We start from the raw sequence: 25,993 nt of genomic DNA, 5'->3' as shown, positions 1-25,993 counted from the left end.
CAAAAATTCATAAACAATGGTTTTGATAAGTTAAGAACATGATATTTGAAGTTTACAATCATAATATAAATTGTTACAGGTGGTTATTTTGATAATAGGAGGATCTGCCTCACAAAAGTTGGCTGCGAAAATTGCATGGGAACTTGAGGATATTTTATGTCCAGTTGAAACCCGTAAATTCCCTGATGGCGAACGTTACCTCCGTATAAAAGAAGATGTTGATGATGGAGCGGTTGTTGTTCAGTCAACAGGATATCCTCAGGATGAAAATCTTATAGAACTCTTTTTAATCCTTAAAACTCTCCAGGAAATGGGTGTGGAAGATGTTAAGGTCGTGACCCCCTACTTTGGATATGGAAGACAGGAACGTAGATTCAAAGATTTTGAAGCTATTTCAGCATCTATAATGGCAGATATGATTGAATTCTGCGGTGCATCTGAGCTTCTATGTGTTAACCTGCACGAAGATGGTATTCGAGACTTCTTTGACATTCCAGTACACAACCTCTCAGCCATGCAACCAATAGCAAAACACATCGGTGAAATGTTTGAAGATCCGGTTATAGTTGCCCCAGATAAGGGTGCTCTTGGCTTTGCAGAAGAAATTGCAACAATTTTAGGCTGTGAATGTGACCACATGGAAAAAACCAGAATATCACCTGAGAAGGTTGAAACCAAACCTAAAAGCATGGATGTTAAAGGCAGGGACACTGTGATAATCGATGATATCATAAGCACAGGTGGTACAATAGTTAACGCTACAAACATTTTAAGGAAACATGGTGCAGAAAGTGTTGTTGTGAGCTGCGTACACCCTGTCCTTGTGGGTGATGCACTCCTGAAAATATTCGCTGCAGGAGTGGATGATGTTATAGGAACAGATACACTCAGATCAGATGTTAGCACAGTTTCTGTTGCAGGAATCGTTGCTCAAAAACTCAGGGAAATTTAAAAAACATCCAAATTTCCCTTTTTAAATAGATCACCACCCTTTAATAATCACTATTGTTATCTATTTTTATCTGTAGAACCTTTAAATATGATAAATCATTAAAATAGTTAATAATCACCACAATTCAATGAAAATAATACTTATTGATGATATTTTTATAAAAGAATTAGTTAAAAATTGTTTTTATTTTAAAAAAGTATTTTTAAAATGGATAATGATAAAATAATAACATATCCCTTTAAAAATGAAGATTCTGATTAAGCCCTGAGAAGAGGGAACTCAATCAAAGTTTTTGGCCGGTTTTCAGGTGAACATATGCCCTGGGAAGCTTCAAACCCAGATTTACCCTGAGAAGATTTCTGCATATCCTCCCTCTGTTCAGAGGTGTAGTCTCCAAAGTAAAGCTCTTCCACGCCATCTTCATCCTTCACTAAACTAAGGAGATCGTACTCCACTGGACAGTTTTCAATGGAAGGAACTAAAAAACAGCCCTCTTCACTCACTTCCTGCTCTACATTAGCTTTCCATCCTACCTTACCCACTGCTGCATGGTTCAGCATCTGTGCCATTGCACCATTTTGGGGTGTGACGTACCTTGCAGTGTTCTCAAAATCAACACATGTTGCACCAGGTACATCCTTGGCTTCTTCTCCTAATTTGTAGTTACCCTTGGCACGTACCGTGAAAAGTGGTAATTCAGCAGATTCATCCACAAAGGTTTTGATCAGTATTTCCCATGAATCCTCTGAAAAAACCGCATCCCTCTTTATGTACATAACTGTTCCATCAGGGTTTTTAAGGGTTTCAGATTGTTTACTCTGCCATTTACCATTTAAATCTGCTTTTTTAATCATGATTTTATTCCTCCAAATTTGAAAAGCTTTGAACTGTTAAACTAAAACACAACAACTCCATGTTAATGAATTTAATGTTAAACCATTGCAATTCTTCACATAATTAGTTTTTTAAAAATTAATTTTACATAACAAAACATGACAAGATAATGGTAAATAATTGTAGGATGATTCTAGATAATTGTAGGATGAGTGTAGATAATTTATAATTAGTTTTAATTGTCAATTTAAATGTAATGGATTTTTATTGAATCACGGAATGGTCATTGGATTAATAAATGTTTGTTGGACCCAATGAAATGATGAAAATAAAAAAATAGATTTTTTTCCTGTTTAAAACTGGTTACTGATAGAACGAATTGATAGAATCAAAAAATTGAAAAAAAATGAAAAAATTGAGGAACGGTATCCTCGATTTATTCCCTTTTGTTTGCAGGTTCAATGTTAATGGATTTACCCTTGATCCTTGCACCGTTCATGAGGGAAAACACATCACTGGCACTTGCTTCTGGAACTTCAACAAAGGAGAACTTGTCGAATATATCGATCTTACCGATGTTTGAACTTGAAAGTCCAGTATGTTCAGCTATGGCCTTGACAATATCCTTTGCTTTGACCCTCTGTTTACGGCCTGCGTTCATGAAGAATCTGACCATCCCAGGTTCAGCCCCTGTGTCTCCAAATTCTTCAGCTGCAGAATCAGAACCCTCTCTTGTCATCACAATTTTAAGGAGAGCTGCAGCCATTTCAACTGAACTGTAATCTTCTTCCATCATTTTTTCAACTATACGAACCTGTTTCTCAAGATCCTCAGTGTTCATAACGTGTTTTACTTTTTCAAGGAATTTGTTGGTTTTGATTGCTTCAACATCCTTGACTGATGGTATCTGGTGCTGTTCTATCTTGGTTTTTGTGTACTTCTGTATGTCCCTTAACTGATAGATCTCCTTTCCAGATACAAAGGTGAATGCCATTCCTTTTTTACCAGCCCTACCCGTTCTTCCTATCCTGTGAACGTAGTACTCATCGTCGTTTGGAACATCGTAGTTGAAGACTGCTTCAACATTTTCAACATCGATTCCCCTTGCAGCAACATCGGTTGCAACCAGAACTTCCACCTTTCCGTTTCTGAATTTGGACATTACCCTGTCCCTCTGGTTCTGGGTCATGTCACCGTGAAGACCGTCTGCAGCGTATCCCCTTATCTGGAGGTGTGTAACGAGTTTGTCGACTCTTCTTTTGGTGTTACAGAAAACCAGTGATAACTGGAAGTTGTGTATATCCAGAAGGCGTGAAAGAAGCTCGAGCTTCATTTTCTCCTTGACTTCGAAGTATATCTGCTGGATCTCAGGCACGGTCAGTTCTTGATGAACCACTTTAAGGAATTCAGGGTCTTCGAGGTACCTGCGAGTCAGGTTGAGGATGTCACGGGACATGGTTGCTGAGAATAGTAACGTCTGTCTTTCTTCGGGCATTTCACTTAAAACGAATTCTATGTCTTCCCTGAAACCCATGTCAAGCATTTCGTCAGCTTCATCAAGGACCATCATTTTAACGCTGCTCATGTCGAGGGTTCTCCTTCCCATGTGATCCATCACACGTCCAGGTGTTCCTATTATGATCTGCACCCCTTTTTTAAGGGCGTTGATCTGTCTCTCTATTGGCTGGCCACCGTATATTGGCAGTACCTTGATCTTCTTCATGTACTTTGATAGTTTTCTGAGTTCCTCTGCTACCTGGATTGCGAGTTCCCTTGTTGGACATAAAATAACAGCCTGCAGATCCTTGTTGCTTGGATCAACATTTTCAAGAATTGGAATTCCAAATGCAGCTGTTTTTCCGGTACCTGTTTGTGCCTGGCCTATAACATCTCTACCACTGAGCACATGAGGTATGGCAAGTGACTGGATTGGTGTGGCTTCTTCAAAGCCCATATCTGCGACAGCCCGCTCTAATTCAACGGATATGTCTAAATCTCTAAATTTAAGTTTTTTCATGTTTTATTATCCTTTATTTTTTTATTTAAAAGATTTTTATGATCCTTAAAATCTTGAATTATTTGAAATAGTAAAAACAAGGTTCATCATTAGATCTGTTTAATAAACCTATTAAAATTTACATTAAAATTCGAATTATAGTAGTTGTTACTATCTTCACTAAAATGAAAAAGTTCTATCTAAATTTTAGTTCTATCTAAATTTTCATTCGAATTATTGTTTAACTATATGTATAGTTTTAAATATTTACAGCTTTAAGCTTGTTGATGTTTGATAATCATGATATTTATAATAAACAGTTGAATATTCAGTAAATTTATTATATTGCACTGAAGTTCTAGTATCCCATGGATAGGGATAATTTTTCAAATATTTAAAAAAAGAATTGGAAGGGAGGAAAAAGTTAATCCCTTAATTCCTTTAACCTTGGTTAATAGTTGGAGTTTTGATTACTCCCTTTGGAACCATTTCAGTTACCCTTCGCATTTTCTCAATGAGTCCCTTTTTACCCGTTCCGATCAAAGCGTGCTCAAGAACTTCGCTGAGAGTTTCAACTGGTATGATCTCAATTTTATCTTTGTACCTGTCCTCAAGGAACACGTCATCCATGTTGGATTTAGGGATCAAAACCTTTTTAATACCCGACTGAGCAGCAGCCTCTATTTTACCGGTTACTCCACCTACAGGTAGAACATCTCCTCTGACGCTCAGTGATCCTGTTAATGCAAGTGACTGGTCAATTGGTATGTTTTCAAGCGCAGATACAACTGATGTTGCAACTGAAACACTGGCACTGTCACCTTCCACACCGTCGTAGGCCTGGAGGAACTGTATGTGTATGTCGTACTTGGATATGTTGGTTCCTGTGTTTTTCTTAATGAGTGCACTGACGTTTTGAACAGCTTCCTTGGCTATTTCTCCAAGTTTACCCGTTGCAATGATTCTACCCTCTTCTTTACTCTGGGCAGGTGCAGCTTCTGCAGCTATTGGAAGTACTATACCACTTCTATCACCGATCACTGCTAAACCGTTAACCCTACCAATTTCTGTACCTTCTGTTTTGAAAACACTGTACTCTTTTCTTTGAACTATGTAACGGTCTGCTATCTGTTGTTCAAGTGTTCTTGCAAGTTTTTTAGCGTTCAAGACATGATCCAGAGTGACAACATTTGCATTTTCTCCCTTGGCTATGTCACCGGCAGCCCTTACAAGACCACCAAGATCCCTTAACCTCAGGGTTAATGCATCTTTTTTGCCAGCTCTTCTTTGAGCTTCCCTTATAACTTCAGCAACAGCTTCTTTATTGAAGTGAGGTATTCTACCATCCTTTTTAACTTCTTGTGCAATGAACTGAACGAGTTTGTCCCTGTTTTCAGGTGTGTCAGCCATGCTGTCCTTCATGAAAACTTCGTAACCGTATCCACGTATCCTTGACCTCAGTGCTATGTGCATGCCCTCAAGCACCTGAAGGTTTCCTGATGCAACCAGAACGAAGTCACATGGAACTGGCTGTGAACGTACCATTGCTCCACTGCTGGTTTCACTTTGACCAGTTATGGAGTACTTCTTTTCCTGCATTGCAGTTAAGAGTTCCTGCTGGGTTTTAGGTTTCATGGTTCCTATTTCGTCTATGTATAAAACTCCCTTGTTTGAGCGGTGGATCATTCCTGCCTCAACACGTTCATGGGCTGGTGTTCCAAGACCTCCAGACTGGTATGGGTCGTGCCTAACATCACCTAAGAGTGCTCCTGCATGTGCCCCTGTTGCATCAACGAAAGGTGCTGTTGTTTTGTTTTCAGCACTTACCAGAAGTTTTGGAACCATTATTGAACTTCTTGGTTTCATCTGTTGAAGTGCAAGGAAAACGAATGCTGCTGCAATTATTGCAACCAGGAACTGGTTGAGTGCGAATCCAACGATCATGATTAGGGTGATGGCCAGCATCATGAACATATTCTTCTTTTCTTCCTGCCCCTTGGACTTCATTTTGTAGTTCATAACCACTTTTTTTCCTTCTCCAGAAGGCATTACACCTATAAGTGGATTCTGGTTATCTTCCATGTTTGGATAAACCAGTATGTCCTGTAGTTCCTCTGGAGGGAGAAGTTCAGCCATTCCTTTAGCAAGCATTGATTTACCAATACCCGGTTCTCCAATTAAAAGCACATTTCTCCTTTGTTTTGCTGCCTTTGTGATGGTTTCAACAGCTTCTTCCTGACCTATGATCTGGTCTATGATCCTTTCAGGGACTTCTATATCTTCAGAAGTTTGGTAACTAGTGGAATCCAGTTTATCTTCTGATGGATCCTGTGATGAACTGGTTGAATTTAAATCTGTTGAATTTAAATTTGAATTTGCCATGATCTATGACAACCTCCTGAATTTTACATGTGAATAAAAAAAATTAACTTAATTTTAGTTTGTTATACTCTATTTATTATATATAACCTTATATATGTAGATTTGTATTTTAAAAGTTTAGGCATTCTTTTTCAAGTTCCAGAAAAGATATCAATCTTTTTGATTATCTTATTTTCCTTTGTTGTACATTTTCAATTTTAATCATCTTCAACTATTAATGCCTTGATGCCATCAATTTTTTTTCTTTCCAGTCCTTAATTTTCTTGTTCCTTAATTCTAATTCTTAATATGAAATTTATTTTTTATTTTTAATTTTTATTATAAAATAAAGAAAAACTTTTTTCCTATTTTAGTAACTTCAAGTATATAAAAGCATTGATCATGAAAACTGGAAAACTTATTTATAAAGAATTAATCCATCACTATCTAAATAAAAAACTTTGGATTTAAAAATTTTAACATTTAAAATGTGTTAAATCAGATTTAAATATTAATTCAAAGGGAAATAATCACTTTCAAGGAGATTCAAGTTTGTTCTCAAAAGCAGATAAAACTAAATGTATAATGATACAGGGAACATCATCCAATGCAGGTAAAAGTGTTGCTGTTGCAGCACTCTGCAGAATATTCTCAAAAAGGGGTTACAGGGTTGCACCCTTCAAATCACAGAACATGTCCCTGAACTCATACACCACCCATGAGAACGCAGAGATTGCAATGGCCCAGGTTCTCCAGGCAGAAGCTGCAGGGGTTGAACCATCCTACAATATGAATCCAATCCTCTTGAAACCCAAGGAGGACTTCATATCCCAGGTCATAGTTCATGGGAAGCCTGCTGGAGACATGAACTTCTACCACTACCAGAACAACTTCAGGGAAGAAGCTTTAAAGGCTATTAAAACTTCTCTGAAGGTTTTGAAAAGGGATTACGACGTGATCGTCATTGAGGGAGCTGGATCTCCTGCTGAAATAAACATGCTGGACAAGGATCTTGCAAACATGCAGATAGCCAAAATGGCAAATGCGGATGTTATTCTGGTTGCAGATATTGATAGAGGTGGAGTTTTCGCATCGATAGCCGGAACATTCTCCCTTCTTCCAGAGGAGGATAGAGATCGGATCAAAGGAATAATCATCAACAAATTCCGTGGAAATCTGGACATTTTAATGCCGGGAATCCGTCAGATAGAGGAAATAGTGGGCGTACCTGTTCTTGGAGTTCTTCCCTACGATGAGAGCTTAAAACTTCCAGAAGAGGATTCTGCATCACTTACAGAACATAAATATGCAAAAAATGAGAAAATAACAGTGGGTGTCATGAGACTGCCCCGCATATCTAACTTCACAGACATAGACCCCCTTGAATATGAACCAGACATTGGAATAAAGCTCATTGAAGTTGGTGGCAGTGTTGGAGATGTTGATGCCATCATCATCCCAGGAACCAGAAACACCATAAGCGACCTTTTAGCCCTCCAAGAAGCAGGATTTGCAGATGAAATATCCAGTTTATCCCGTGAAATTCCTGTTTTCGGTATCTGCGGAGGTTACCAGATGCTGGGTAATAAAATCATTGACAGATCAATGAAGGAATCCAAACACGGGAGTGTAGAAGGTATGGGACTTTTAGATGTAAGTACAAGCTTTGATGATGTTGATAAAATCATCACCCAGAGCTTGGGTGAATCACTTGGTGGTGGATTGTTCAGATCCCTCAAGGGAGATAATGTGAAGGGTTACGAACTTCATGAGGGTGTAACCGTCCTTAAAGGATCGAAACCATTATTCAAGGTGCTTGAAGGGTGCGGAAACTTTCCAAACTCAGGATACGACGGTGCCATTAATGGTTTGACTTCAGGAACATACTTCCACGGCATATTCCACAACTTCCATTTCAGAAGAGTTTTCACAGATTACCTGAGAAACTCAAAGGGTTTTGAACCCCTTGGATTCACAAATGATACTTTCAAGGACCTAAGACAATTTTCCATAGACCGTTTAGCAGAGATATTTGAGGAAAACGTTGATCTGAGTATCTTAGAATAGAAACGTGACAAAAATAGGCATACTGAACATAAATGAAGAAATATTTAAATGATGAATGGATTTAATGAAAATGGATTTAATGAAGAAAATTCAGGGTAGAACTCTATCTCAAATGGTAGAACTTATCTTAAGTGTAAATTCCATTTGAAATCACTTGGTGAATTTACGGGTTACATCCTTGACTGCTGGGCTTTTAACCAGAATTGAGATTTTATCACCTTCAGAAAGGACCATATCCTCTGTTGGAATGGTGATCTCACCGTTTTTGTATATTGCGGAGATTATGTAATCATCAGTCGGGCTTAAATCACCTATTCTTTTTCCTATAACCTTTTTATTGGTAACGCTTATGTCCAGTAGTTCTGCATTTCCCTTTCCAATGACTATGAGATCCGCTATTTTAGGTCTTGTTATGAGTTTTTCAAGGTAGCCTGCAGCTGTGAGTTCCGGACTTATAACATCATCTATGCCCACTTTTTTGAAAGCTTCCTCATGGTCTGGGTTACTGACCCTTGCTATAACCTTTTTGATGTTGTAATCCTTCACAAGGATGCATGAAAGTAGATTAGCTTCATCATTTCCTGTTGCTGCCACAAAAACATCAGCATCCCTTATATTAGCTTCTTCAAGCGTTTTTGTATTGGTTCCATTACCACAGATAACCAGGGCATCCAGCCCTGCTGCAGCGTTTGCACATAGATTTTCATCATTCTCAATCAAGGTCACATCGTGACCAACTGAAACCAGGGCTGATGCAAGGGCCAATCCTACTCTTCCACCACCCATTATTACTGTGTACATGGTTAAAATCACCTTTCAACAATTTTAATAATTAAGAATCCTTTATCTTAGAATCTCTTTATCAATTCTTAGAAAGTTATAAAGTTATTTTATAAAGTTATTAATTTTAAACTAAAATTGAATTATTTAAATTTTTAAAATTTTTATTATAATTCTATAATCATTTAGACTAATTTTACTCATTTAAACTAATCTTAACAAGTTAATATCAATTATCATCTTAAACAATGGATCACAAGTACTATGAAACTTGATAGACTTGAACTTTTTAGTTATTTGAATGTTGTTGTATATACTTTTTTCCTGAATCCTCCTATTTCATTAAAACATATATATTTTCCATTTAAAGCCCAATAAAAGGGTTAATATGGCCTTTAATGGAATTTTATCAAAGTAGAAATTGAATCCCAGTGAACCCCGAAAATTATCGTTGAGAATGTAATCAAAAAAAGCATGATCCTTCAGACTCTTCTCAAATGGAAATACTTTAAGAACCTATCAATGCTTAAATAACACTAAGAAATAGACCGCATAGTTTGTTATGAAAGTGAAATATTGATTTTCGATGCTTTGAGAGTGTTGAAATAATTTTAAGTTATCCTTTAATACACAGCCCTTCAAAACCTAAAAGCTTATATAGTATAAAGCCAAAACACTGGTATGCGGTAACAGCACTACTGCGACGTTAGTCCAGCTTGGTTAAGACACTAGCCTGCCACGCTAGTGACCCGGGTTCAAATCCCGGACGTCGCATTGCGGTTGTAGTCTAGTCTGGTTAGGACTTGGGCCTTCCAAGCCTACGACCCGGGTTCAAATCCCGGCAGCCGCATTTTTAACTTTTTAAATATTTTGATTTTAATTGATTTTAAATTTCAAGTAACAAATTTTCAACAACTACTAAAAATTTTAATCCAATCCTTATAATATTCATCCTATAATTGATTCAATCCTTATTTTTATTGATGTAACTATTTTTACTAATTTAACAATCCAAATTATTAGTTTTGCTTATTTATTCTTTATTTATTAAGTTTTACTCATTTATAGATGATCGTTACACTTACTGAACCCAGTAAAATTCCAAAATAAATTTTAAGTCTATTTAACTGATTAAATAATGAAACTAACATAAAAGAAGACATAAAAAACTGAAAAGATCCTCAGTTCAAGTATCTAAGTTAAGGGAATTGAATAAAGGTACTACAAGAAAAATAATGGGAAAAGAGATGATTTGAAATTCAAACAGGAACGAGAAGTTCAGCCGCAACCATTCTGCAAATGTCTGTTTTTGTAATAACACCAACAGGTTTTTCACCATCTAAAACCAGAAGTCCTGAAACATCAGCTCTTAACATTAAATTTGCAGCATCTTCTATTTCATCATCTGCATCTATGGTCATAACGTTGTCAGACATGATATCTCTAATCTCAAGTGATCCTGTCCCCTTGTTTGTTGGTCGTATACTACCTAGAACACCCACCAGATCGGAGTAGGATATAACGCCTTCAGGTTTTCCCGGTTCATTCATTACAAAGAGTCTTCTTACGCCCTCTTTGTACATCTTTTCAAATGCTTCCAAGGGTCTTGTATCTGCACTGATGGTGATAACACCCAAATTCATGGCTTCTTTAACTTTCATTTTACCACTTCCTTCATTTACTGTGGGAACTAGTAGTTTCTTACGCTTCAAAAAGAAACCCAACAAACTATTTACCATTTATAGTATTCACTACTTCCAATTAATAGCTTACGAATATGTCACAAATCGAGATTTAATATTTATATTTTAGTGCGGTTACACACACATTGGTGTTAACAAAATTCAATAGTAAAAAAAATATTGAAAAGTAATAAGTATTATATGTGTTGAGAACCATATGAAAGTATGACAACCAAATTGTTTTCAGCGAGCAATATTGTGATGGAAGACAAGGTTTAAATAGCACTGAAATTGTATTATGGTAATATCTAAAAATGGAGGAAAAATTGTGATGAGAATAAGTATGTCATTACCAAAGAAACTTTTGAATGAATTTGACGAGGTTTTAAAGGATAGAGGATACCAATCCAGATCAAAAGGAATTAGAGATGCTCTGAAGGATTATATAGTTAGATACCAGTGGATGAACGAGATGGAAGGTGACAGGATAGGGATTATCGCTGTTATATACGACCACCATTACACAGGCGTCATGGAAGACCTGACAGACATCCAGCACGACTACAGGGACTACATAAACGCAGTTATGCACGTCCACATGACAGAAAAATACTGTTTAGAAGTCATCGTTGTTAAAGGCGATGTAAAATACATCCGCGACCTAACAGAGAAAATAATGAGGCTCAAAGGCGTGGAACACGTGAAACTCACAAGCACAGCCAGCGGCGAAAAAATAGACAGAACTTAATTTTTCAATTTCTGAGGTGATGGGTAAGAAGATTTGATGGGTGAAAAGATACATTAAATCCAATTACAGATTTAATGATTAAAAAAAGATAAATGAGTTAAAATGTACAGAACATCCTATCACCACGATTTAACATCAGATACTGAAAGAATGGCTGGCTTTTATGAAGCCATAACAGAGAATGCGAAGGGAACTGTATACGATATAGGGGCAGGTTCAGGAATTCTATCAAGATGGGCTGCTCCGTATGCAGACTTCGTTTATTCTATTGAAATAAACCCTAAAGTTGCAGAAAACACCAGATCGCATCTTGAATCCTTCAAGAACATCGAAGTGATCTGTGCAGATGCAAGAAATACTAATTTTCCAAAAGAGGCTGACCTTGTGATCTGTGAAATGCTGGACACAGCACTCATAGATGAAGAAGAAGTCCCTGTTCTCAATTCTATTTTAGAAAATCTAAAACCAGATGGAAAAATCATCCCATATGGCGTTATAAACTGTGTTGAACCTGTTTCAACAGATATTGAGTACATCTTCTACGATGATCTTTACGATACACCCATTTCTCAAGCACAATCCCTTGATCATGATCAACGTTCTAAATTCAACCAGAAATATCATGTTATTGGAGAACTCTTGAGTTACCATAAAATTGATTTTAAAGAAGAACTATTCAAAAAGGGGAAAATCAAAGAAAACGTTGATTTTAAGCTGGATCTTAGGATAAACAAAACTGGAACAGTTTCTGGAGTGAAATTAACAACCTTTACTCTCTTAACTCCAAAGCTCATCTGCGGTCCAACACCCATGATGAATCCCCCACTCATCATTCCAACCAACAGTGTAAAGGTTGAGAAAAATGATACAGTTCAACTGAATTTTAGTTACACCATGGGAGGTGGCCTGGAAAGTGTTGAATCTTCAATTAAAAGAATCCCTTGAGAATTTCCTGAAGGATCATGGAAAAGTATTTATTTTAGGAATTGGGAACGATATGAGGGGAGATGATGCTGTTGGACCTATTTTAGCCAATAGATTGTTCTCAGAGTTCCAAACCCAGACAGACGTTGTTGTTGTGAACGGTGGAAGCGTGCCTGAAAATTACACAGGAACCATAAGAAGGGAAAATCCATCCCACATCATATTCCTCGATGCTGTGGAGATGAGAAAGGAAACAGGACATGTGAAACTCGTTAAAAAGGAAGAAATTTCAAATTACAGCATATCAACACATGCAATGCCAATTTCATTCCTTATAAAGTACCTTGAATCTGCAGTGGATTCTAAAATCATTTTAATTGGAATCCAACCTAAAAACATGGAAGTAGGTCAAGATATTTCAAAAAAGGTTGAAAAGAGCATTGAAGAGGTTTTTAATGGGTTGAAAATCCTTTTAAAGAGTTGATAGTTAATATCCTCAAACAACGAAGGATCAATTGAAAATCAAGTTGAGGAAGAAGCCTCTCAAATCGTTTTAAATCTTGATTTAAAGATAAAAAATTAAATGCCTTGCTTAAATTCTTCTTGGACTACTCCTTTTTATCAATTTTCTATTATTTTCTTTAAAATTAATATATGGACTTGTTTTCAGATTATTTACATTAAAAAAACCATTTTTATTCTTTTAAAAAAAATGTACAGTATAAATAAAAGGTTGATCTAAGATAACAAGAACAAGGTTGCCATTTATATGAATGGTTACAAATCCTCAAATATGTGTTAAATAAATTATATGTTAAAAGTTTTTAATAAAGTTTTTAATAAATTTTAAAGTTATTTCAGTGATAAAATGAAGTTATTATTTGTAGGAGCTCGACTTTTCGATGATGTGGCACTTTACGCCAAACAAAAGGGATTGGAAACTATTTTAACAGAATCAAATCCTATGGCCAGAAACCTGGAACTTGCAGACAAACATTACCTCGTACCAAGGGGCATGAATGATCCAATGGACATTGCAATCAAAGAGGATGTTGATGCAGTTGTTCCCCTAATGGGAATTGATGGTCCTTTACTTGAGGTTGCCAAGATGAAGGAGAAACTTGAAGAAGATCATGGCATTCCAGTTGTGGCATCAGGGGTTTTCGCAACATCCATTGCAAGGGACAAACTAAAAACAAAGGAATTTCTCCTTGAAAAGGGCATAAAAACACCGAAGTTCCATAAAATTATCCCTGGAATCAAAAGGAACATTCATGCTGAAACTGTTGATACTAATTTTCCAGTTGTTTTGAAGCAACCCGAAGGTCAGGGAGGTTCTGGAGTGGAGATAATCTCTTCAAGGGTTGATCTTGATAACCGTTTAGAAGATTTAAGCGATTCCATGGAAGCGATATTTCTAGAAGAATTTCTTCAGGGAATAGAGGTTTCAATAGAAGTTTTAAGGTGGGAGGGTTCTTCTGTACCACTTGTTCCTGTTTACAAGGGTGAAACCACTGTTGAGGGAATTCATCCTCTGAACAAGATAAAAAAAGCCCCCCTTGATGTTGATGGTGTTGACAACAGAAAGAACAACCGTAATATTCAGGAGCTTGCTTCGAAGATAGCTGAGCTTGTGGGTATCGAAGGTACTGCAGATATAGATATAATCTTCAATGCTGAAACAAATGGAAACAACATCATTGAAATCAACAACCGTCCCAGTGGAACCCGTTACATAACAGCTGCTTCAACAGGTGTGAACCCTTTACACGAACTCGTGGATATGGGTGCAGGTTGCTGGAATCCTGAAAATGTTCAGAAACGTTTGAAAGATTTTGCAGGACTTGAAATACCTGTGGGAAAACTTGAAAGTGACAGAAACAATTACAAATTTAGAAATTTTTCAGGAGAAGAATCTTGGATAGTTCATGGCCCTGAAAACTATGAACGCGTCACCATACGTGGAAGAACCATGACAAAAGCCTTTGAAATTGCTGAATCTTTGCAGATAAATCTTGAAAAATTTAAGAATGAATGAGGAAATTCAGAGAAGATTTGAACTGAATAAAAATAAAACAAAAAAATCATGATTTTTTAAACCTTTTTCATGGTTTCATACTGAATTTTAAAGGACAAGAATTTGAGGATATTCTGAATATAACTAAAGATATTAATATTTGAAGCCCTCAATCTTAAGAATATTTTTTTATAATAGGTTCAAAAAACCTAACAATGAATAAAATAGAGATTAATTGATTTAAATTTAAAGTGTATCAATACTAAAAAAAATAAAAATAATATATAATAAGGTGGTAACTTGAGTAACATTCAAACCGGCATTTTCATATTCATTTTTGCATTTATAATAACCACTTTCTTCACCTTCTTCATAAGAAGGGCCCTGAGGTACGCGGACATCAAAGACAATCCAATAGTAACGGAACACCGCCACAAGGCAGGTACACCAACCATGGGAGGACTTGCAATACTTCTTGGTTTTCTTCTGGTGGCATGTGCCTATCCAATGAATAAGATCCTTGTGCTGACAGCCATGATCATGATGACTGCAGGAATCATAGGTTTGTTAGACGATTTAATTGGCCTTAAAACCAAGGAGTACCAGAAGCTCATACGTAACGTATCCAATGAGCCAGTTGAAATAGGCAGATTAACTCTTAAACACGGGGAAAACGCAAGGGTTACCACACCCAAAGCAAAGAAGGATCTTGTGAAACTTCTTGAGGATGAAAAGGTTGAAATTGTAGATGAGGTTCCAATAAAAAAGGAAATTGGAGAGGGAGAAAAGATATTCGCCCAGATCCTGATTTCAATTTTCCTGGTAATTTCAGGAGCTGTGAGCACATCTGTTATGGGCATCAACATCGGACTTTTCGTCATCCCCGTCATAATAATGGGTATCGTTGGATCCATAAACTCTGTAAACCTTATTGACGGAATGGATGGCCTTGCAGCAGGAATACTTGCCATAGCATCCATTGCATGTGCCATCTTCGCATTTTCCACTGGAAACATGGATGGAACTGTTCCATTCCTGGTTCTTGCAGGTACCTGTTTCGGTTTCCTGGTGTTCAACAGATACCCTGCAAGCATATTCATGGGAGACACAGGTTCATTTGCACTTGGAGCTGGTTACATTACAGCAGCATTCCTTGGAAACGTTATATATTTCGCAGTGCTTGCACTGGCAGTTCCAATCATTTCGGTTATAGTGAGTCTAATGCACAGAGCTCATATAATAAAATTACCAGTTGAACCACTCCACCACACCCTCAACTACAAAGGAATGTCTGAACAGAAAATAGTGGGCCTTTACTGGGGTTTAACACTCATAATATGTGCAGCTGCAATATACTTCTACCATGCACTTTAATGCAGAGGTAGTTCAACATCAACACATAAATTAACACGAAATAGGGACATAAAATGGAAATTACAACTTCTTACCTGGCCCAGAAGATCGAAGGCAAACTTTTCGGGCATGATAAAAAGATCACAGGAATATTCAACTTTCTTGGTGATGCGAAACATGGGGATGCTGTGGTAAGACACTGGATAAACGAACAGGGCATTGAAATTGCTGTAGAAAAAGGAGTTTCATGCATCATAACCCAAAATCCCCATGGAAAAGCCGTTGAAACCGCAGAAAAATTGGGTTTGCCAGTAATAGTGACTGAAAGGATAGAACTTGCCAATGCATTTGCAATTGAATGGGCAGTTAAAAGATTTGCAGCCGATGCACTGCGAATCGTTGTCACAGGTACCAATGGCAAATCTACAACAACCCACATGATACATAAAATATTTGAAGATGCAGGTTACAATACCTACACAAACACAGACCCTCAATCTGAATTCAACACCCTGATAGACCCCAGAGTTGCAAAACAAATAACAGAATTTCCTGGAAAAATTGAGGCAATGGTTGTTGAAGTTTCAGAGGTTCAGGGCTGGCTTGACAAGTTAATGAAAGACCACGCTCGGATCATGACTTCAGCGGTAGATCCAGGGGTTGTTGTGCTTACAAACGTTTCACTGGATCATATAGGGCTTGTTAATTCTCTGGAAGAAGCTTTTCATGAGATATCCGGTGCAATGAAAGCAATTAATTCTGATTCAAACACCCATGAAAAAACCTTTGCTGTGCTGAACAAAGAAGACCCCCTTATAAGTAAAATGGCAAAATTAAAAGGTTCAGAAACTGATGTGATCTTTTACGGTGCAACTGATCCCTCATCTAGAGTATGTAACCCTGAAAAAAGTCCAGAATGTGACGGGAAAGTTAAAGGTGAACTTGAAGAGGATGACGGAAAGTTCGAAGTTAAGATGGGTCCAGATGGAATCACCTTCAATGGAGATGTTGTTGTACCCATGGAAAAAATTCCATTCAAAAGCAGACACTTCCTCCAGAATACCATGGCTGCTGTTGGAGCCGCTCTTGCAGTTGGAATTCCCAAAGAAATCATTGCAAAATCTGTTTCATCTTACACACCCCTTAAAAGAAGGTTCAGTGTACTGCATGAACATCCCACAATAATCGATGACTTCGCCCACAACCCAGATGGGATCATGGCAACCATAAAAAGTACTGCAGAAAGTTTAACAAATAATGGACAGTTGTACATCGTATCTGCAATCCGAGGCTCAAGAGGAGAAGCCATAAACAGTGCAAATGCACAGGCCATTGCAGATGGATTTGAAGGATTGGAATCAAAGGGAGATCTCAAAGGAGCTTTGATTGTGACTTCGAGCAGTGACGTTGTGGATGAAAACAACACCGTGAAGCCCCATGAAAAAGCTGTTTTCCTGGAAAAACTTGAAAAAAGAGGTTTAAAGTACAAGTTCCATGAAAAGCTCCAAACTGCAGTTGAAACTGTATTGAAATCTGCTAAACCTAATGACACAATTTTATTAATAGGAGCACAGGGTATGGATCCGGTTTCCGATCTTTTAAATGAACTGCTAAATGAATAATTTTACGATTCTTCAAATATTTATTAAGTTTATTTATTAAATTTTGAAATGGAATTTTAAAATCAAATTCTTTTTTTAAAGTTAAATTATGTATATTCCCCTCAGGGACTCATATCATGGCACAAACATGTCTTGGAAGTTCAGAAATGTTTCATAATATTGAGTAAATCTTTTATAGAATATTGGTAGACTAATATCATCAGTTGAAGTTTCAATGGTGGTTTACATTAAACAACAGGAAGACTTGTATCTTAAAAATAAGGACATTCTTTAACTATAAATTATCAATTTATTTTAATAATAATTTTAAAGGAATAAGTTTAATATTTTAAAAATTATATTTGAATCATTGATTGTTGGATCATTGATTGTGGATTAACAAAGTTCTAAAGGATATTTTTAATAAATTAGTTTCTACAATACTGATATGTACTGAATTGAAGTACTGAAGATTTATTTGATTTATGAAATTTAATCTAGAAATCTATTAATTTAGAATTAGAGAAATTGATTTGCAAAGTACAGATCAATCAATAGGTAAAACCCACCCATTTGATGTGAGAGTTTAAAATGAAATGTACAGTCATAGGCGCAGGTAACGCCGGCCGTCCAGTAGCAAGGATACTTAACCATGCCGGTAACGAAGTAACCATCACCGACCAAAAGAAGATTGAAGAATTTCCAGATAAAGTCCAGAAAACTCTGAAAAAAATGGAAGAAGAAGGAGTGGAACTTAAACTGGGTTCAAATGCACCAATTAACTTTGAAAAAGGAGAACACGTTTACATATCCCCCACAATACCTGAAAATGCACCAATAAGAGAATTTTTAAGTTCTGAAGATACTGAATTGATTACAAATGAAGATGTTTCAAGGAAAATAGACCATCTGATTGATATAGATATCATTGGGGTTACAGGAACCCTTGGTAAAACCAGCACCACCCATACAATTGCAGAGATATTTGAAACTGCAGGTTACAGGGTGTGGATGTGTTCATCACGAATGGGCAACCTGTTGAGTGAGGTTATAGTCGATGGAATCATCACTGGCAAACCTCAAGAAAATGATGTTGCAGTGCTTGAGCTTCCCCATGGAACCTCAAGGCTCATGTCACAGGTTCACTTGAAAGTGGGTGTTCTGACAAACATCTACCCCGAGCACCTCGATGAATTCGATTACTCCATGGACAAGTATGCTGCAAGAAAATTGTTCATAGCAAATTCCAGTGAAACACTTGTTGCAGGAGTGCAGTGCAGTGAATTTTTAAAACCACTCCGTAACGATACAATATTTTACTGCCTGAAGGATGCAAATGATCCAGTTGAATTGAATGTTGCAGATGAGAATTGTGATATTCCATGCAGTGTTTACGGTTGTCCATCCAATGGAAGTATCACAATTTATAAGGATATGCCAGAAAAATCTGGAAACACAGACAGAGTTAAGTTTATGGCACCATTCAAATTAATGAGTTACTACCTTGAAAATGCTGTGGCTGCAGCAGCAGCCGCACTCTCCTACGGAATCCCTGAAAAATCCATATCAATGGGTTTAAGCCACTTTCATGGAGTTCCCGGACATATGGAATACATAGGGAACTACAAAGGTAGAGAAGTTCATTTCGATGCAGCTTTTGTACCTCAAGGCTTGATCAACACTTTGAACGTGTTCTCAGACAAGGAGCTGGTGATCTTGATGGACAACCCAGACAGCACCAACCCCCGTGACAAGGACCAGATTGGAGAGGTTCTTGGACGCTACGCAGATGTCATGATCGTAAGTGGATACAACGAAACAACTAAAAAACTCGATATGAAAGCAGCACAGGAAGTTATTGATGGTGCTGAAGGCTCCAAAGCCATGAAGTTTGCAGTTGAGGACATGAAGACTGCAGGAGATCTTTCAATTAAGTATTCAAAACCAGGTGATGTTATTTTACATGTTGGACCCGGTGCAATTACCTCCTACGAAGAGGTTAAATCCAAGATGATGATGGGAATAGAGGAAGGATGTAAAAAATATGAGTAAGGATACTAGCTCCTTTAATCATTCTACTGAAATGAAAAAGGATATCTATGGAGTTATAGGAATTTGTGGAATCGTTGGAAACATTGCAGCACGTGTGCTAATGGACAGAGGCTTCCATGTACTGGGTACAGACATGAAGTCAGAGAAGGAGTGTAAATTTAAGGACACCCTCCAGACTTACATCCAAAACAAGGAGATTGAAGTTTACTTTTCAGAGCATCCTGACTCTTTTTTCAGCCAATCCCAGTATGTAGTGCCTCCACCAAGCCTTTCAAAAGATTCAAAAGTGTTCCAGAAAATAGAAAAGAATGGAAGCAACGTTCTCGATGTTGATACCCTTCTCAATGAGATAAAACCTGATAAACCTGTTTTATGTGTTACAGGAACCAATGGAAAAACAACAACCACAACGTTACTGAAACATATATGCAGAACTGCGGGTTTAATCACCACAGAACATGGTTTCAGGAATTTACAGGGAAACATCGATTACATCCCCCCACTGCAGGCCAGACTCAAGGGAGATGTGGCTGTTCTTGAAACAGGAACCTTTGGAATTCCAGGAGATCTTAAACGTATGGTTGAACGCTGCCAACCATCCTGCGGTATCGTAACCAACATCACACCTGACCATCTCCATGATGATCATGATTTTCTAAGTTACGCTAGTATAAAGGGAAGTTTCATTGAATACTTCAAGAGAGGTAAGTTAATTGTTAACGCAGATGATCCAACTCTCTGGGGACTTGTTGAAGCATATAAATCCAGTTCCAACGATCAAAACATCGTTTCAGAGGATAATGATTGTGAGTACATAAGCTTCGGAGTGGACTATGGATCCACCAATCCCAACAAAAAGAAATGTATTTGTGGCCGTGAAATCAGGATCAATGAAACCATATCAGGAGTGGGTTATTACAACTGTGAATGCGGGCTCAAAAGGCCGGAACCAGATTACGTTGCAACAGATGTTAAAGGAAACAGTTTCACCTTGAAAACACCTGAAGGTGATGTACAATTTGAAATGAAACTAAAGGGACTTCACAACGTTTACAACGCCACAGGTTCCATTGTTGCAGCAATTGAATTTTTTAAAATAGACTTAGACACTATCAAAAAAGCAGTTAAAAATTTTGAAGGCGTTTCTGGTCGTATGGAATACATGTACACCTACGATGGTAAAGAAGTTATCGTTGATTATGGTCATAACCCTGCAGGTGTTGGAACCGTTCTGAGGGAGATGAAAAAGATCTACAAGAAACTGGCAGTTGTTATCACAATTTCATCAGAGTCCGGAGAAAGTGGAGATCTTGAAATACTCAAAAAAGCGGTTGAAATTGGAGATTTTATTGTGCCTGCATCTTTCTACTCAAGACAGGCTGCAGAGAAACATATTTCATCAGCTAAGATCATACCTACTGCTGAGTCAAAAGAAGAATTTAAATCCGGCACTCTCGGAGCAACCGCAGATCAGGTTCTTGAAGGATTAAAAAAAGGTTTAGAATGTGATGTGGATGCAGTTATCTGTCTTGGTGAGGCTGCATTTAAATATAAAAGGAACATTCAATCACTGCCTAACTATTTAAAGGAGGAGAATAATTAATTAAAAATCCTGCGATCATTATAAATGATCCAAAATCGTTATAGTTTGAACTGATTGTAATATATTGAAAATTTCATGATCATGAATAAGAAAGATCATGAATTTAAGAACGATTGCATATTATGTGGTGAGATCATGTTCATAAAAGTAAGGAGAGACACTCTAATCATTTTAATACTTGCATTCCTGTTAATTTTATCAGGGCAGTTGATGACTTACATGGCGTATGCATCATCAAACGGAACTGATGACGGAGTTGCAATATCCGGTGTTATAATAAAGGGTAACGACATCATACCCACAGACACCATAAAAAGTAACATAGCTAATGCAGGTTTCAGATCAGGTAGTTACATCAAAGGAGACACGTTAGTCACTAGCAAACGACAGTTACCATTAAGTGAAGCCATTCAAAATGCTAAAACAGCAGCTTTGAACTCCAGAATTCCAGGAACAACTGTGAAACCAATTGTAGCTGCAGATGTTCAGGTTGATGAATCAACAGGAATCGTTACTGTTACAGTAATAGAAGACTTCTCAAGCGTCAAAATTTCAGGAGCGAACAGTACATGAATAAAAACAGATTGATAAAGGCTTTCATATTCCTAGTAACCATTTTAATGGTTGTAGGTACATCAGCAGCAACATGCAACGTTGTGGTCATAACAGACCCCACTGGAACCGATCCAAACGGTGCTGCAGGAGGAAGTATGTCCTGGGCAACCAACATGTTCCAATCAACCTTCATACTCTCCAAGGAGAAACATTTCTGTCTGCTCTCTGGTGGTGAAGGTGAGTCCTCAACAAGGATTCAAGCCATAGTTGCGTCTCTGGCAAAGCTTGAAAACGGTGCAACTCCTTCAGAAGCAGCTTCAACAGCGAGCAGTTATTCAGGAATCAGGCTTGTGGTTGGTAGTGCAACCCAGGGTGCTGCAGTTGGTGGTGATTTCAATGCGTACCTCGTGGTTGTTTCAAACAACGGTACAATAACCGTGACCCACTATTCAGGAGGCCTGGCAGTGTTACCTGCAGGTAGTAAAGGAGCCATTATTCACTTGAGAAACAGTGAGGGAAACCCTCAAGCAGGAACTGCAGACACTGTACGTCTTCAAACCGCTGAAAACATAGGAAAAATGATAAGGGATGGTTACAATGCTACTTACATAGTTGGAAAAGCTATGGAAGAAGTAGCAAGAGATTCCGGTGAAAAACATGGTGGAGGTGGAGTCAACCTGGTTTCAGGAGTAACGACTGGAGATATGTTCACACCTGAAAACTTGAATGAAACTGGATACTCAATGGATGAAGCCTTCTACAAGGTATGCCCAACATGTGGTTGGAGGGTTAGTTACCCAGAGGCAGATAATTACCAGACCTGTCCAAATGATGGAGCCACATTGCAAACTGTTTACGCATACGATGCCCTTATAGATGCAATAACAGTATCAAATAGTAGTTTATCAGTGTCTACCTATGGAACAGATGCCTCAGGTATTTCAGAAACAACAAAGGAACTGGTAACTGCATCTGTTAAGAAGAATGGATACGATGCCACTGCAATTGCAAAGACCCTGAACTCTGCAATAGACAGTGGAACCCTTGTAGGAGTAAACTACGTTGAACCTAAAGATATAAACGTGAAACCAGGTTCCAGAGCTGTGGGGGTCTATTATAAACAGCTTGCAGATGGTAGAACATCACCTACATGGAATCTACCTGTTAGTTCATCCTTCCTTAACATAGTGGGAAACATACAAACAGCAATTGGATTGATACTGGTTTTACTAGTTTTATTCAGGAGTACACTCATTAAGTCCTTCTTGAAAAAGAGATAAAACTGTTATCTACCCTTGAAGTTAAAAAAAGGATGCAAAAATAATTTAAAATTTTTTTTATTAAATTTTTTTATTTTAAAAAAAGATTTTATTTTAAAAAGAAAGTTTGAGTTTCAATGGGACATTCCCTTCAACGAATGATTAATAAATTATTGTGAATGAATATTAAATAGTTGATTACTACAAAAGGTGAGATCATGGCTTTAATTTTAATACGTGCAGACAATAAAGAAAAACTTTTAAATGGTATTGCAGATGTTGAAAGACATGCAAAATTAAAAATACTGGGAATTCCACGAGTAATACCTTCAGAATCTGCGGATAATATTGTTCAGGAAATAATAAAACAAAAACTTCGATCAAAATCAAAAAAAGCAGTTATAGTCAGGGTTGAGGAAGACACAACAAAGAGTATAGTTAACATCAGAAAAATACACCCTCCAGCACATTTAATGGTTATAAGTGAAGAGTACGATGCATTTAAAGATCTTGAAGCTAAGTTTAAGGAACTTAAACCATTCAGAGGTTACTACTCTCCTAAAAATCCTAATTCTCCAAAACGTAAAGCAGATTCAAAAAATAATTCAAAAAAGAATTGAATTCAAAAGTGAATTCCAAGGATGAAAAATAAAATAAACCAAAGATAAAAAAAATGTGATTAATTCCTTTTTATCCTTGCTATATCTCCAATTGTAGCTCCACGAGCATTTAAATGCCCAATATCCTCAGGAGTAGCACCATCAGATTTTTCAAGAAGCGTGATGCCAAGGGTCCTTTCAAGCTTCCGTGCAAGCTTGATATCAGGAATCATCTTACCAGATTCTATCCGGTTTATAACAGAAGCCTTTTCATAGATCTTCTCGGCCAGTTCTTCACGTGACCATCCCTTTTTCTCCCTTGCCTGCCTTACAAGAAGGTTACAGTCTTCAACCACTTCATATGTAGGCTCTGCAGGTCTTGGTCTTCTTCTTGGAGCTCCTGTTTTTCTTGGTGCCCCCTGCCTCCTCTGCTTTTGAGGTTCCCTCTGAACTTTACCAAATTTAGAGCATTCTTTGCATGTTAACATTACTGATCCATCGATTTTAGTCTTCAATGGAGTTCCTACTATTTTCTTTCCGCATATCTCGCATCTCATGACGATCCCTTTGAACTTGTACTCATTATATAATCTGTACCTCTATATTTAAATATTATTAAAAACTAAAAAATCTACATATAACCTTGATATATTATAAACTAACATATCTTTATTTTATAAAAATTAGGAGTGAGTTAGGATCATGGAAAACATGTCCCCAAACATATTAAAGAAGATAGAAGACCTTAAAACTGAGATAAAAATTCTCAAAGAGGAGAATACTAAAACCAAACGTAATCTAACGTGGAAGGTGAGGAAACTCGAGAAAGATAAGGTCCTTATCGAAAATGAAAAGATGAGGCTGGACAGGGAAGTTAAATCCCTGCGGGGGGAGATTGAAAGGTTCAGATCACCTCCACTCGTAATTGCAACTGTAACTGAAGTCTTAGACGACGGCAGAGTAGTTGTAAAAAGTAGTACAGGTCCTAACTTTGTTATTGGATATTCACGCTTCCTAAATAAAAAGGATCTCGAACCTGGAGTTCGAGTTGCACTCAATCAGCAGACATTCAGCATAGTACATGTCCTACCATCTGAGAAGGATCCAATAGTCAGTGGTATGGAAGTTGACGAAAAACCACAGGCAAGCTACGATCAGATAGGTGGACTTGAGGAGCAGGTAGTTGAAATTAAAGAGACAGTTGAACTGCCCCTTAAAAAACCGGAGTTATTCACAAATATTGGAATTGAACCACCTAAGGGTGTTCTTCTCTACGGTCCACCAGGAACAGGTAAAACCCTTCTTGCAAAGGCAGTTGCACATGAAACCAACGCAACATTCATAAAAATAGTTGCATCTGAATTCGTCAGGAAGTACATAGGTGAAGGTGCAAGGCTTGTCAGAGGCGTTTTCGAGCTTGCAAAGGAGAAATCACCGAGTATCATTTTCATAGATGAAATCGATGCAATCGCTGCTAAAAGGCTTAAAAGTTCAACAAGTGGTGACAGGGAGGTTCAAAGGACTCTTATGCAGCTTCTTGCAGAGATGGATGGTTTTGAAGCCAGGGGAGATGTTGGAATCATTGCAGCAACCAACAGACCAGACATACTTGACCCTGCACTCCTGCGTCCTGGAAGGTTCGACAGGTTCATAGAGGTACCAGTTCCAAACGAAGAGGGTAGAATGGAGGTTCTTAAAATCCACACATCCCACATGTCCCTGGATGAAGAGGTGGACATCCAGCTCATTGCATCCCTCACAGAGGGAGCATCAGGTGCTGACCTGAAGGCAATATGTACAGAAGCAGGTATGTTTGCAATAAGAGAAGAAAGATCCACTGTGACAGTTGCAGACTTCATGGATGCCGTTGAAAAAATAATTGGAATGGAACGTGAAGAAGAGATGAGAAGAGAAGCTGGAGTCATGTTCGGCTGATACTTCCAAACCCTCTACTTTTTTATTTCTATTTTTCAATCAAAAATTAAGTCAAAACTAGGATAAGAATTAGATTTAAGGCCAATGATGAACCCTATGAGCTCTGATACGTGATGACTGATGGGCGATCTGAGGCTAACTAATATTTCAAGTAAGAATGGAATTGTAAAATGTAATTATAATGTCATTCTCTAAATTTACCTGTTTTTATTTTATTTATAGCAAATAATCAATTCAAAGATGCTTGCGTAAGAATATCACTTTTTTCTAAAATTTTTTAATCATACAAAAATAACTTTTGAATCGAAAGTATTAAATAGTATTTTTACCTACCGAACTGTAGTGTTATGCATAATGATTCAAAGTTTATTAAAAAGATGTGTATTATGATTAAATTAAAAAAATATTGGTTTTTATTATTTAGGATACCCTATATGTGCGTTAAAGGTTCCCCAATGACATATATCCATATTTCAGTGGTGGCGATCTAATTATAGTATCAACTACGGTCACAGAATATGCCATTTCCCCAATTTATCCATTAATTTTCTTTTTTTTAATTGGTTTCATATACCCTATACTTAAGAATAAAGAATACAAAGATACAATACTACTAAGTTGTATATTGGGACTTATCGATGGTATTCTATTTAACCCCGAAACTAGTGTACCCAC

At 37.4% G+C, this 25,993-nt stretch carries 20 protein-coding genes and 2 tRNA genes; 16 read left to right on the top strand and 6 right to left on the bottom strand.

The annotated features are described in order from the left end of the window. Positions 1 to 88: 88 nt before the first annotated feature. Positions 89 to 952: a ribose-phosphate diphosphokinase gene (locus MCBB_RS02230; protein ID WP_071906171.1), complete on the top strand. Its 864-nt coding sequence runs from the start codon at positions 89 to 91 to the stop codon at positions 950 to 952. A gap of 257 nt (positions 953 to 1,209) precedes the next feature. Here the strand turns inward: MCBB_RS02230 and MCBB_RS02225 are convergent, their stop codons facing one another. From MCBB_RS02225 to lonB, 3 genes are all read right to left on the bottom strand, one after another. Further along, a complete protein-coding gene (locus MCBB_RS02225) occupies positions 1,210 to 1,806 on the bottom strand; it encodes a hypothetical protein (protein WP_071906168.1) in 597 nt (198 codons plus the stop codon). 416 nt (positions 1,807 to 2,222) lie between these two features. Continuing rightward, complete coding sequence (locus MCBB_RS02220) at positions 2,223 to 3,803, bottom strand: DEAD/DEAH box helicase (RefSeq protein ID WP_071906166.1); 1,581 nt, start codon at positions 3,801 to 3,803, stop codon at positions 2,223 to 2,225. Between the two features lie 420 nt (positions 3,804 to 4,223). Further along, on the bottom strand, positions 4,224 to 6,164 hold the full coding sequence (gene lonB / locus MCBB_RS02215) for an ATP-dependent protease LonB (RefSeq protein ID WP_071906165.1): 1,941 nt from the start codon (positions 6,162 to 6,164) through the stop codon (positions 4,224 to 4,226). A gap of 564 nt (positions 6,165 to 6,728) precedes the next feature. Between lonB and cobQ the strand changes: the two genes are divergently transcribed. Further along, complete coding sequence (cobQ, locus tag MCBB_RS02210; protein ID WP_071907958.1) at positions 6,729 to 8,210, top strand: cobyric acid synthase CobQ; 1,482 nt, start codon at positions 6,729 to 6,731, stop codon at positions 8,208 to 8,210. A gap of 150 nt (positions 8,211 to 8,360) precedes the next feature. Here cobQ and MCBB_RS02205 read toward each other — a convergent pair whose 3' ends face one another. Continuing rightward, positions 8,361 to 9,011 carry a potassium channel family protein gene (locus MCBB_RS02205; protein ID WP_071906163.1) on the bottom strand — a complete coding sequence of 217 codons (651 nt, stop codon included), beginning with the start codon at positions 9,009 to 9,011 and terminating at the stop codon, positions 8,361 to 8,363. 679 nt (positions 9,012 to 9,690) lie between these two features. Between MCBB_RS02205 and MCBB_RS02200 the strand changes: the two genes are divergently transcribed. Together MCBB_RS02200 and MCBB_RS02195 are read left to right on the top strand one after the other, a co-directional pair. Next, positions 9,691 to 9,764, top strand: a tRNA-Gly gene (locus tag MCBB_RS02200). A 2-nt stretch (positions 9,765 to 9,766) separates the two neighbouring features. Then, positions 9,767 to 9,840 (top strand) — tRNA-Gly (locus MCBB_RS02195). 409 nt (positions 9,841 to 10,249) lie between these two features. Here MCBB_RS02195 and MCBB_RS02190 read toward each other — a convergent pair. Further along, positions 10,250 to 10,651 (bottom strand): CBS domain-containing protein, encoded by a 402-nt coding sequence (locus tag MCBB_RS02190; RefSeq protein WP_071906162.1) that lies wholly within the window; start codon positions 10,649 to 10,651, stop codon positions 10,250 to 10,252. A gap of 352 nt (positions 10,652 to 11,003) precedes the next feature. On the opposite strand from MCBB_RS02190, the gene nikR reads away from it, so the two are divergent. The 11 genes from nikR (at position 11,004) to MCBB_RS02135 (ending at position 23,404) form a co-directional block, all read left to right on the top strand. Then, the gene (nikR, locus tag MCBB_RS02185) at positions 11,004 to 11,420 is read left to right on the top strand and encodes a nickel-responsive transcriptional regulator NikR (RefSeq protein WP_171899139.1); all 417 of its coding nucleotides are present in this window, start codon (positions 11,004 to 11,006) and stop codon (positions 11,418 to 11,420) included. 102 nt (positions 11,421 to 11,522) lie between these two features. Beyond that, on the top strand, positions 11,523 to 12,365 hold the full coding sequence (locus MCBB_RS02180) for a methyltransferase domain-containing protein (RefSeq protein ID WP_071906160.1): 843 nt from the start codon (positions 11,523 to 11,525) through the stop codon (positions 12,363 to 12,365). Next, positions 12,334 to 12,828 (top strand): hydrogenase maturation peptidase HycI, encoded by a 495-nt coding sequence (hycI, locus tag MCBB_RS02175; protein WP_071906159.1) that lies wholly within the window; start codon positions 12,334 to 12,336, stop codon positions 12,826 to 12,828. The genes MCBB_RS02180 and hycI overlap by 32 nt, the downstream gene beginning before the upstream one ends. A 384-nt stretch (positions 12,829 to 13,212) precedes the next feature. Continuing rightward, entirely contained in the window at positions 13,213 to 14,382 is a 1,170-nt protein-coding gene (locus tag MCBB_RS02170; RefSeq protein WP_071906158.1) for an ATP-grasp domain-containing protein, read from the top strand. Between the two features lie 279 nt (positions 14,383 to 14,661). After that, a complete protein-coding gene (locus MCBB_RS02165) occupies positions 14,662 to 15,735 on the top strand; it encodes an MraY family glycosyltransferase (RefSeq protein ID WP_071906156.1) in 1,074 nt (357 codons plus the stop codon). Between the two features lie 53 nt (positions 15,736 to 15,788). After that, entirely contained in the window at positions 15,789 to 17,336 is a 1,548-nt protein-coding gene (locus MCBB_RS02160; RefSeq protein ID WP_071906154.1) for a Mur ligase family protein, read from the top strand. Between the two features lie 570 nt (positions 17,337 to 17,906). Continuing rightward, positions 17,907 to 19,367: a Mur ligase family protein gene (locus MCBB_RS02155; protein ID WP_071906152.1), complete on the top strand. Its 1,461-nt coding sequence runs from the start codon at positions 17,907 to 17,909 to the stop codon at positions 19,365 to 19,367. A gap of 31 nt (positions 19,368 to 19,398) precedes the next feature. Further along, the gene (locus MCBB_RS02150) at positions 19,399 to 20,970 is read left to right on the top strand and encodes a Mur ligase family protein (RefSeq protein WP_071907957.1); all 1,572 of its coding nucleotides are present in this window, start codon (positions 19,399 to 19,401) and stop codon (positions 20,968 to 20,970) included. Positions 20,971 to 21,105: 135 nt separating this feature from the next. Further along, on the top strand, positions 21,106 to 21,543 hold the full coding sequence (locus tag MCBB_RS02145) for a hypothetical protein (protein WP_071906150.1): 438 nt from the start codon (positions 21,106 to 21,108) through the stop codon (positions 21,541 to 21,543). Further along, positions 21,540 to 22,805: a hypothetical protein gene (locus MCBB_RS02140; protein WP_071906148.1), complete on the top strand. Its 1,266-nt coding sequence runs from the start codon at positions 21,540 to 21,542 to the stop codon at positions 22,803 to 22,805. Before MCBB_RS02145 ends, MCBB_RS02140 begins: the two co-directional genes overlap by 4 nt. Before the next feature lie 197 nt (positions 22,806 to 23,002). Then, positions 23,003 to 23,404, top strand: coding sequence for a DUF356 domain-containing protein (locus MCBB_RS02135; RefSeq protein ID WP_071906146.1), 402 nt, complete (start codon positions 23,003 to 23,005; stop codon positions 23,402 to 23,404). Between the two features lie 59 nt (positions 23,405 to 23,463). Here MCBB_RS02135 and MCBB_RS02130 read toward each other — a convergent pair whose 3' ends face one another. Next, positions 23,464 to 23,940, bottom strand: a complete 477-nt coding sequence (locus MCBB_RS02130) for a multiprotein bridging factor aMBF1 (RefSeq protein ID WP_071906144.1) — start codon at positions 23,938 to 23,940, stop codon at positions 23,464 to 23,466. A gap of 145 nt (positions 23,941 to 24,085) precedes the next feature. On the opposite strand from MCBB_RS02130, the gene MCBB_RS02125 reads away from it, so the two are divergent. Further along, positions 24,086 to 25,318 (top strand): proteasome-activating nucleotidase, encoded by a 1,233-nt coding sequence (locus MCBB_RS02125; RefSeq protein WP_071906142.1) that lies wholly within the window; start codon positions 24,086 to 24,088, stop codon positions 25,316 to 25,318. Positions 25,319 to 25,993: the final 675 nt, after the last annotated feature.

The sequence above is a fragment of the Methanobacterium congolense genome (genome assembly GCF_900095295.1).
GTDB classification, from domain to species: domain Archaea; phylum Methanobacteriota; class Methanobacteria; order Methanobacteriales; family Methanobacteriaceae; genus Methanobacterium_C; species Methanobacterium_C congolense.
The sequence above is the reverse complement of the archived record's forward strand: the minus strand, read 5'-3'. Positions and strand labels throughout refer to the sequence as shown.

Excerpts from the sequence above, each read along its gene's own strand:
- MCBB_RS02225 (WP_071906168.1), bottom strand. The coding sequence starts at position 1,806 with ATGATTAAAAAAGCAGATTTAAATGGTAAATGGCAGAGTAAACAATCT.
- MCBB_RS02220 (WP_071906166.1), bottom strand. The coding sequence starts at position 3,803 with ATGAAAAAACTTAAATTTAGAGATTTAGACATATCCGTTGAATTAGAG.
- lonB (WP_071906165.1), bottom strand. The coding sequence starts at position 6,164 with ATGGCAAATTCAAATTTAAATTCAACAGATTTAAATTCAACCAGTTCA.
- cobQ (WP_071907958.1), top strand. The coding sequence starts at position 6,729 with ATGATACAGGGAACATCATCCAATGCAGGTAAAAGTGTTGCTGTTGCA.
- MCBB_RS02205 (WP_071906163.1), bottom strand. The coding sequence starts at position 9,011 with ATGTACACAGTAATAATGGGTGGTGGAAGAGTAGGATTGGCCCTTGCA.
- MCBB_RS02190 (WP_071906162.1), bottom strand. The coding sequence starts at position 10,651 with ATGAAAGTTAAAGAAGCCATGAATTTGGGTGTTATCACCATCAGTGCA.
- nikR (WP_171899139.1), top strand. The coding sequence starts at position 11,004 with ATGAGAATAAGTATGTCATTACCAAAGAAACTTTTGAATGAATTTGAC.
- MCBB_RS02180 (WP_071906160.1), top strand. The coding sequence starts at position 11,523 with ATGTACAGAACATCCTATCACCACGATTTAACATCAGATACTGAAAGA.
- MCBB_RS02170 (WP_071906158.1), top strand. The coding sequence starts at position 13,213 with ATGAAGTTATTATTTGTAGGAGCTCGACTTTTCGATGATGTGGCACTT.
- MCBB_RS02160 (WP_071906154.1), top strand. The coding sequence starts at position 15,789 with ATGGAAATTACAACTTCTTACCTGGCCCAGAAGATCGAAGGCAAACTT.
- MCBB_RS02155 (WP_071906152.1), top strand. The coding sequence starts at position 17,907 with ATGAAATGTACAGTCATAGGCGCAGGTAACGCCGGCCGTCCAGTAGCA.
- MCBB_RS02150 (WP_071907957.1), top strand. The coding sequence starts at position 19,399 with ATGAAAAAGGATATCTATGGAGTTATAGGAATTTGTGGAATCGTTGGA.
- MCBB_RS02145 (WP_071906150.1), top strand. The coding sequence starts at position 21,106 with ATGTTCATAAAAGTAAGGAGAGACACTCTAATCATTTTAATACTTGCA.
- MCBB_RS02140 (WP_071906148.1), top strand. The coding sequence starts at position 21,540 with ATGAATAAAAACAGATTGATAAAGGCTTTCATATTCCTAGTAACCATT.
- MCBB_RS02135 (WP_071906146.1), top strand. The coding sequence starts at position 23,003 with ATGGCTTTAATTTTAATACGTGCAGACAATAAAGAAAAACTTTTAAAT.
- MCBB_RS02130 (WP_071906144.1), bottom strand. The coding sequence starts at position 23,940 with ATGAGATGCGAGATATGCGGAAAGAAAATAGTAGGAACTCCATTGAAG.
- MCBB_RS02125 (WP_071906142.1), top strand. The coding sequence starts at position 24,086 with ATGGAAAACATGTCCCCAAACATATTAAAGAAGATAGAAGACCTTAAA.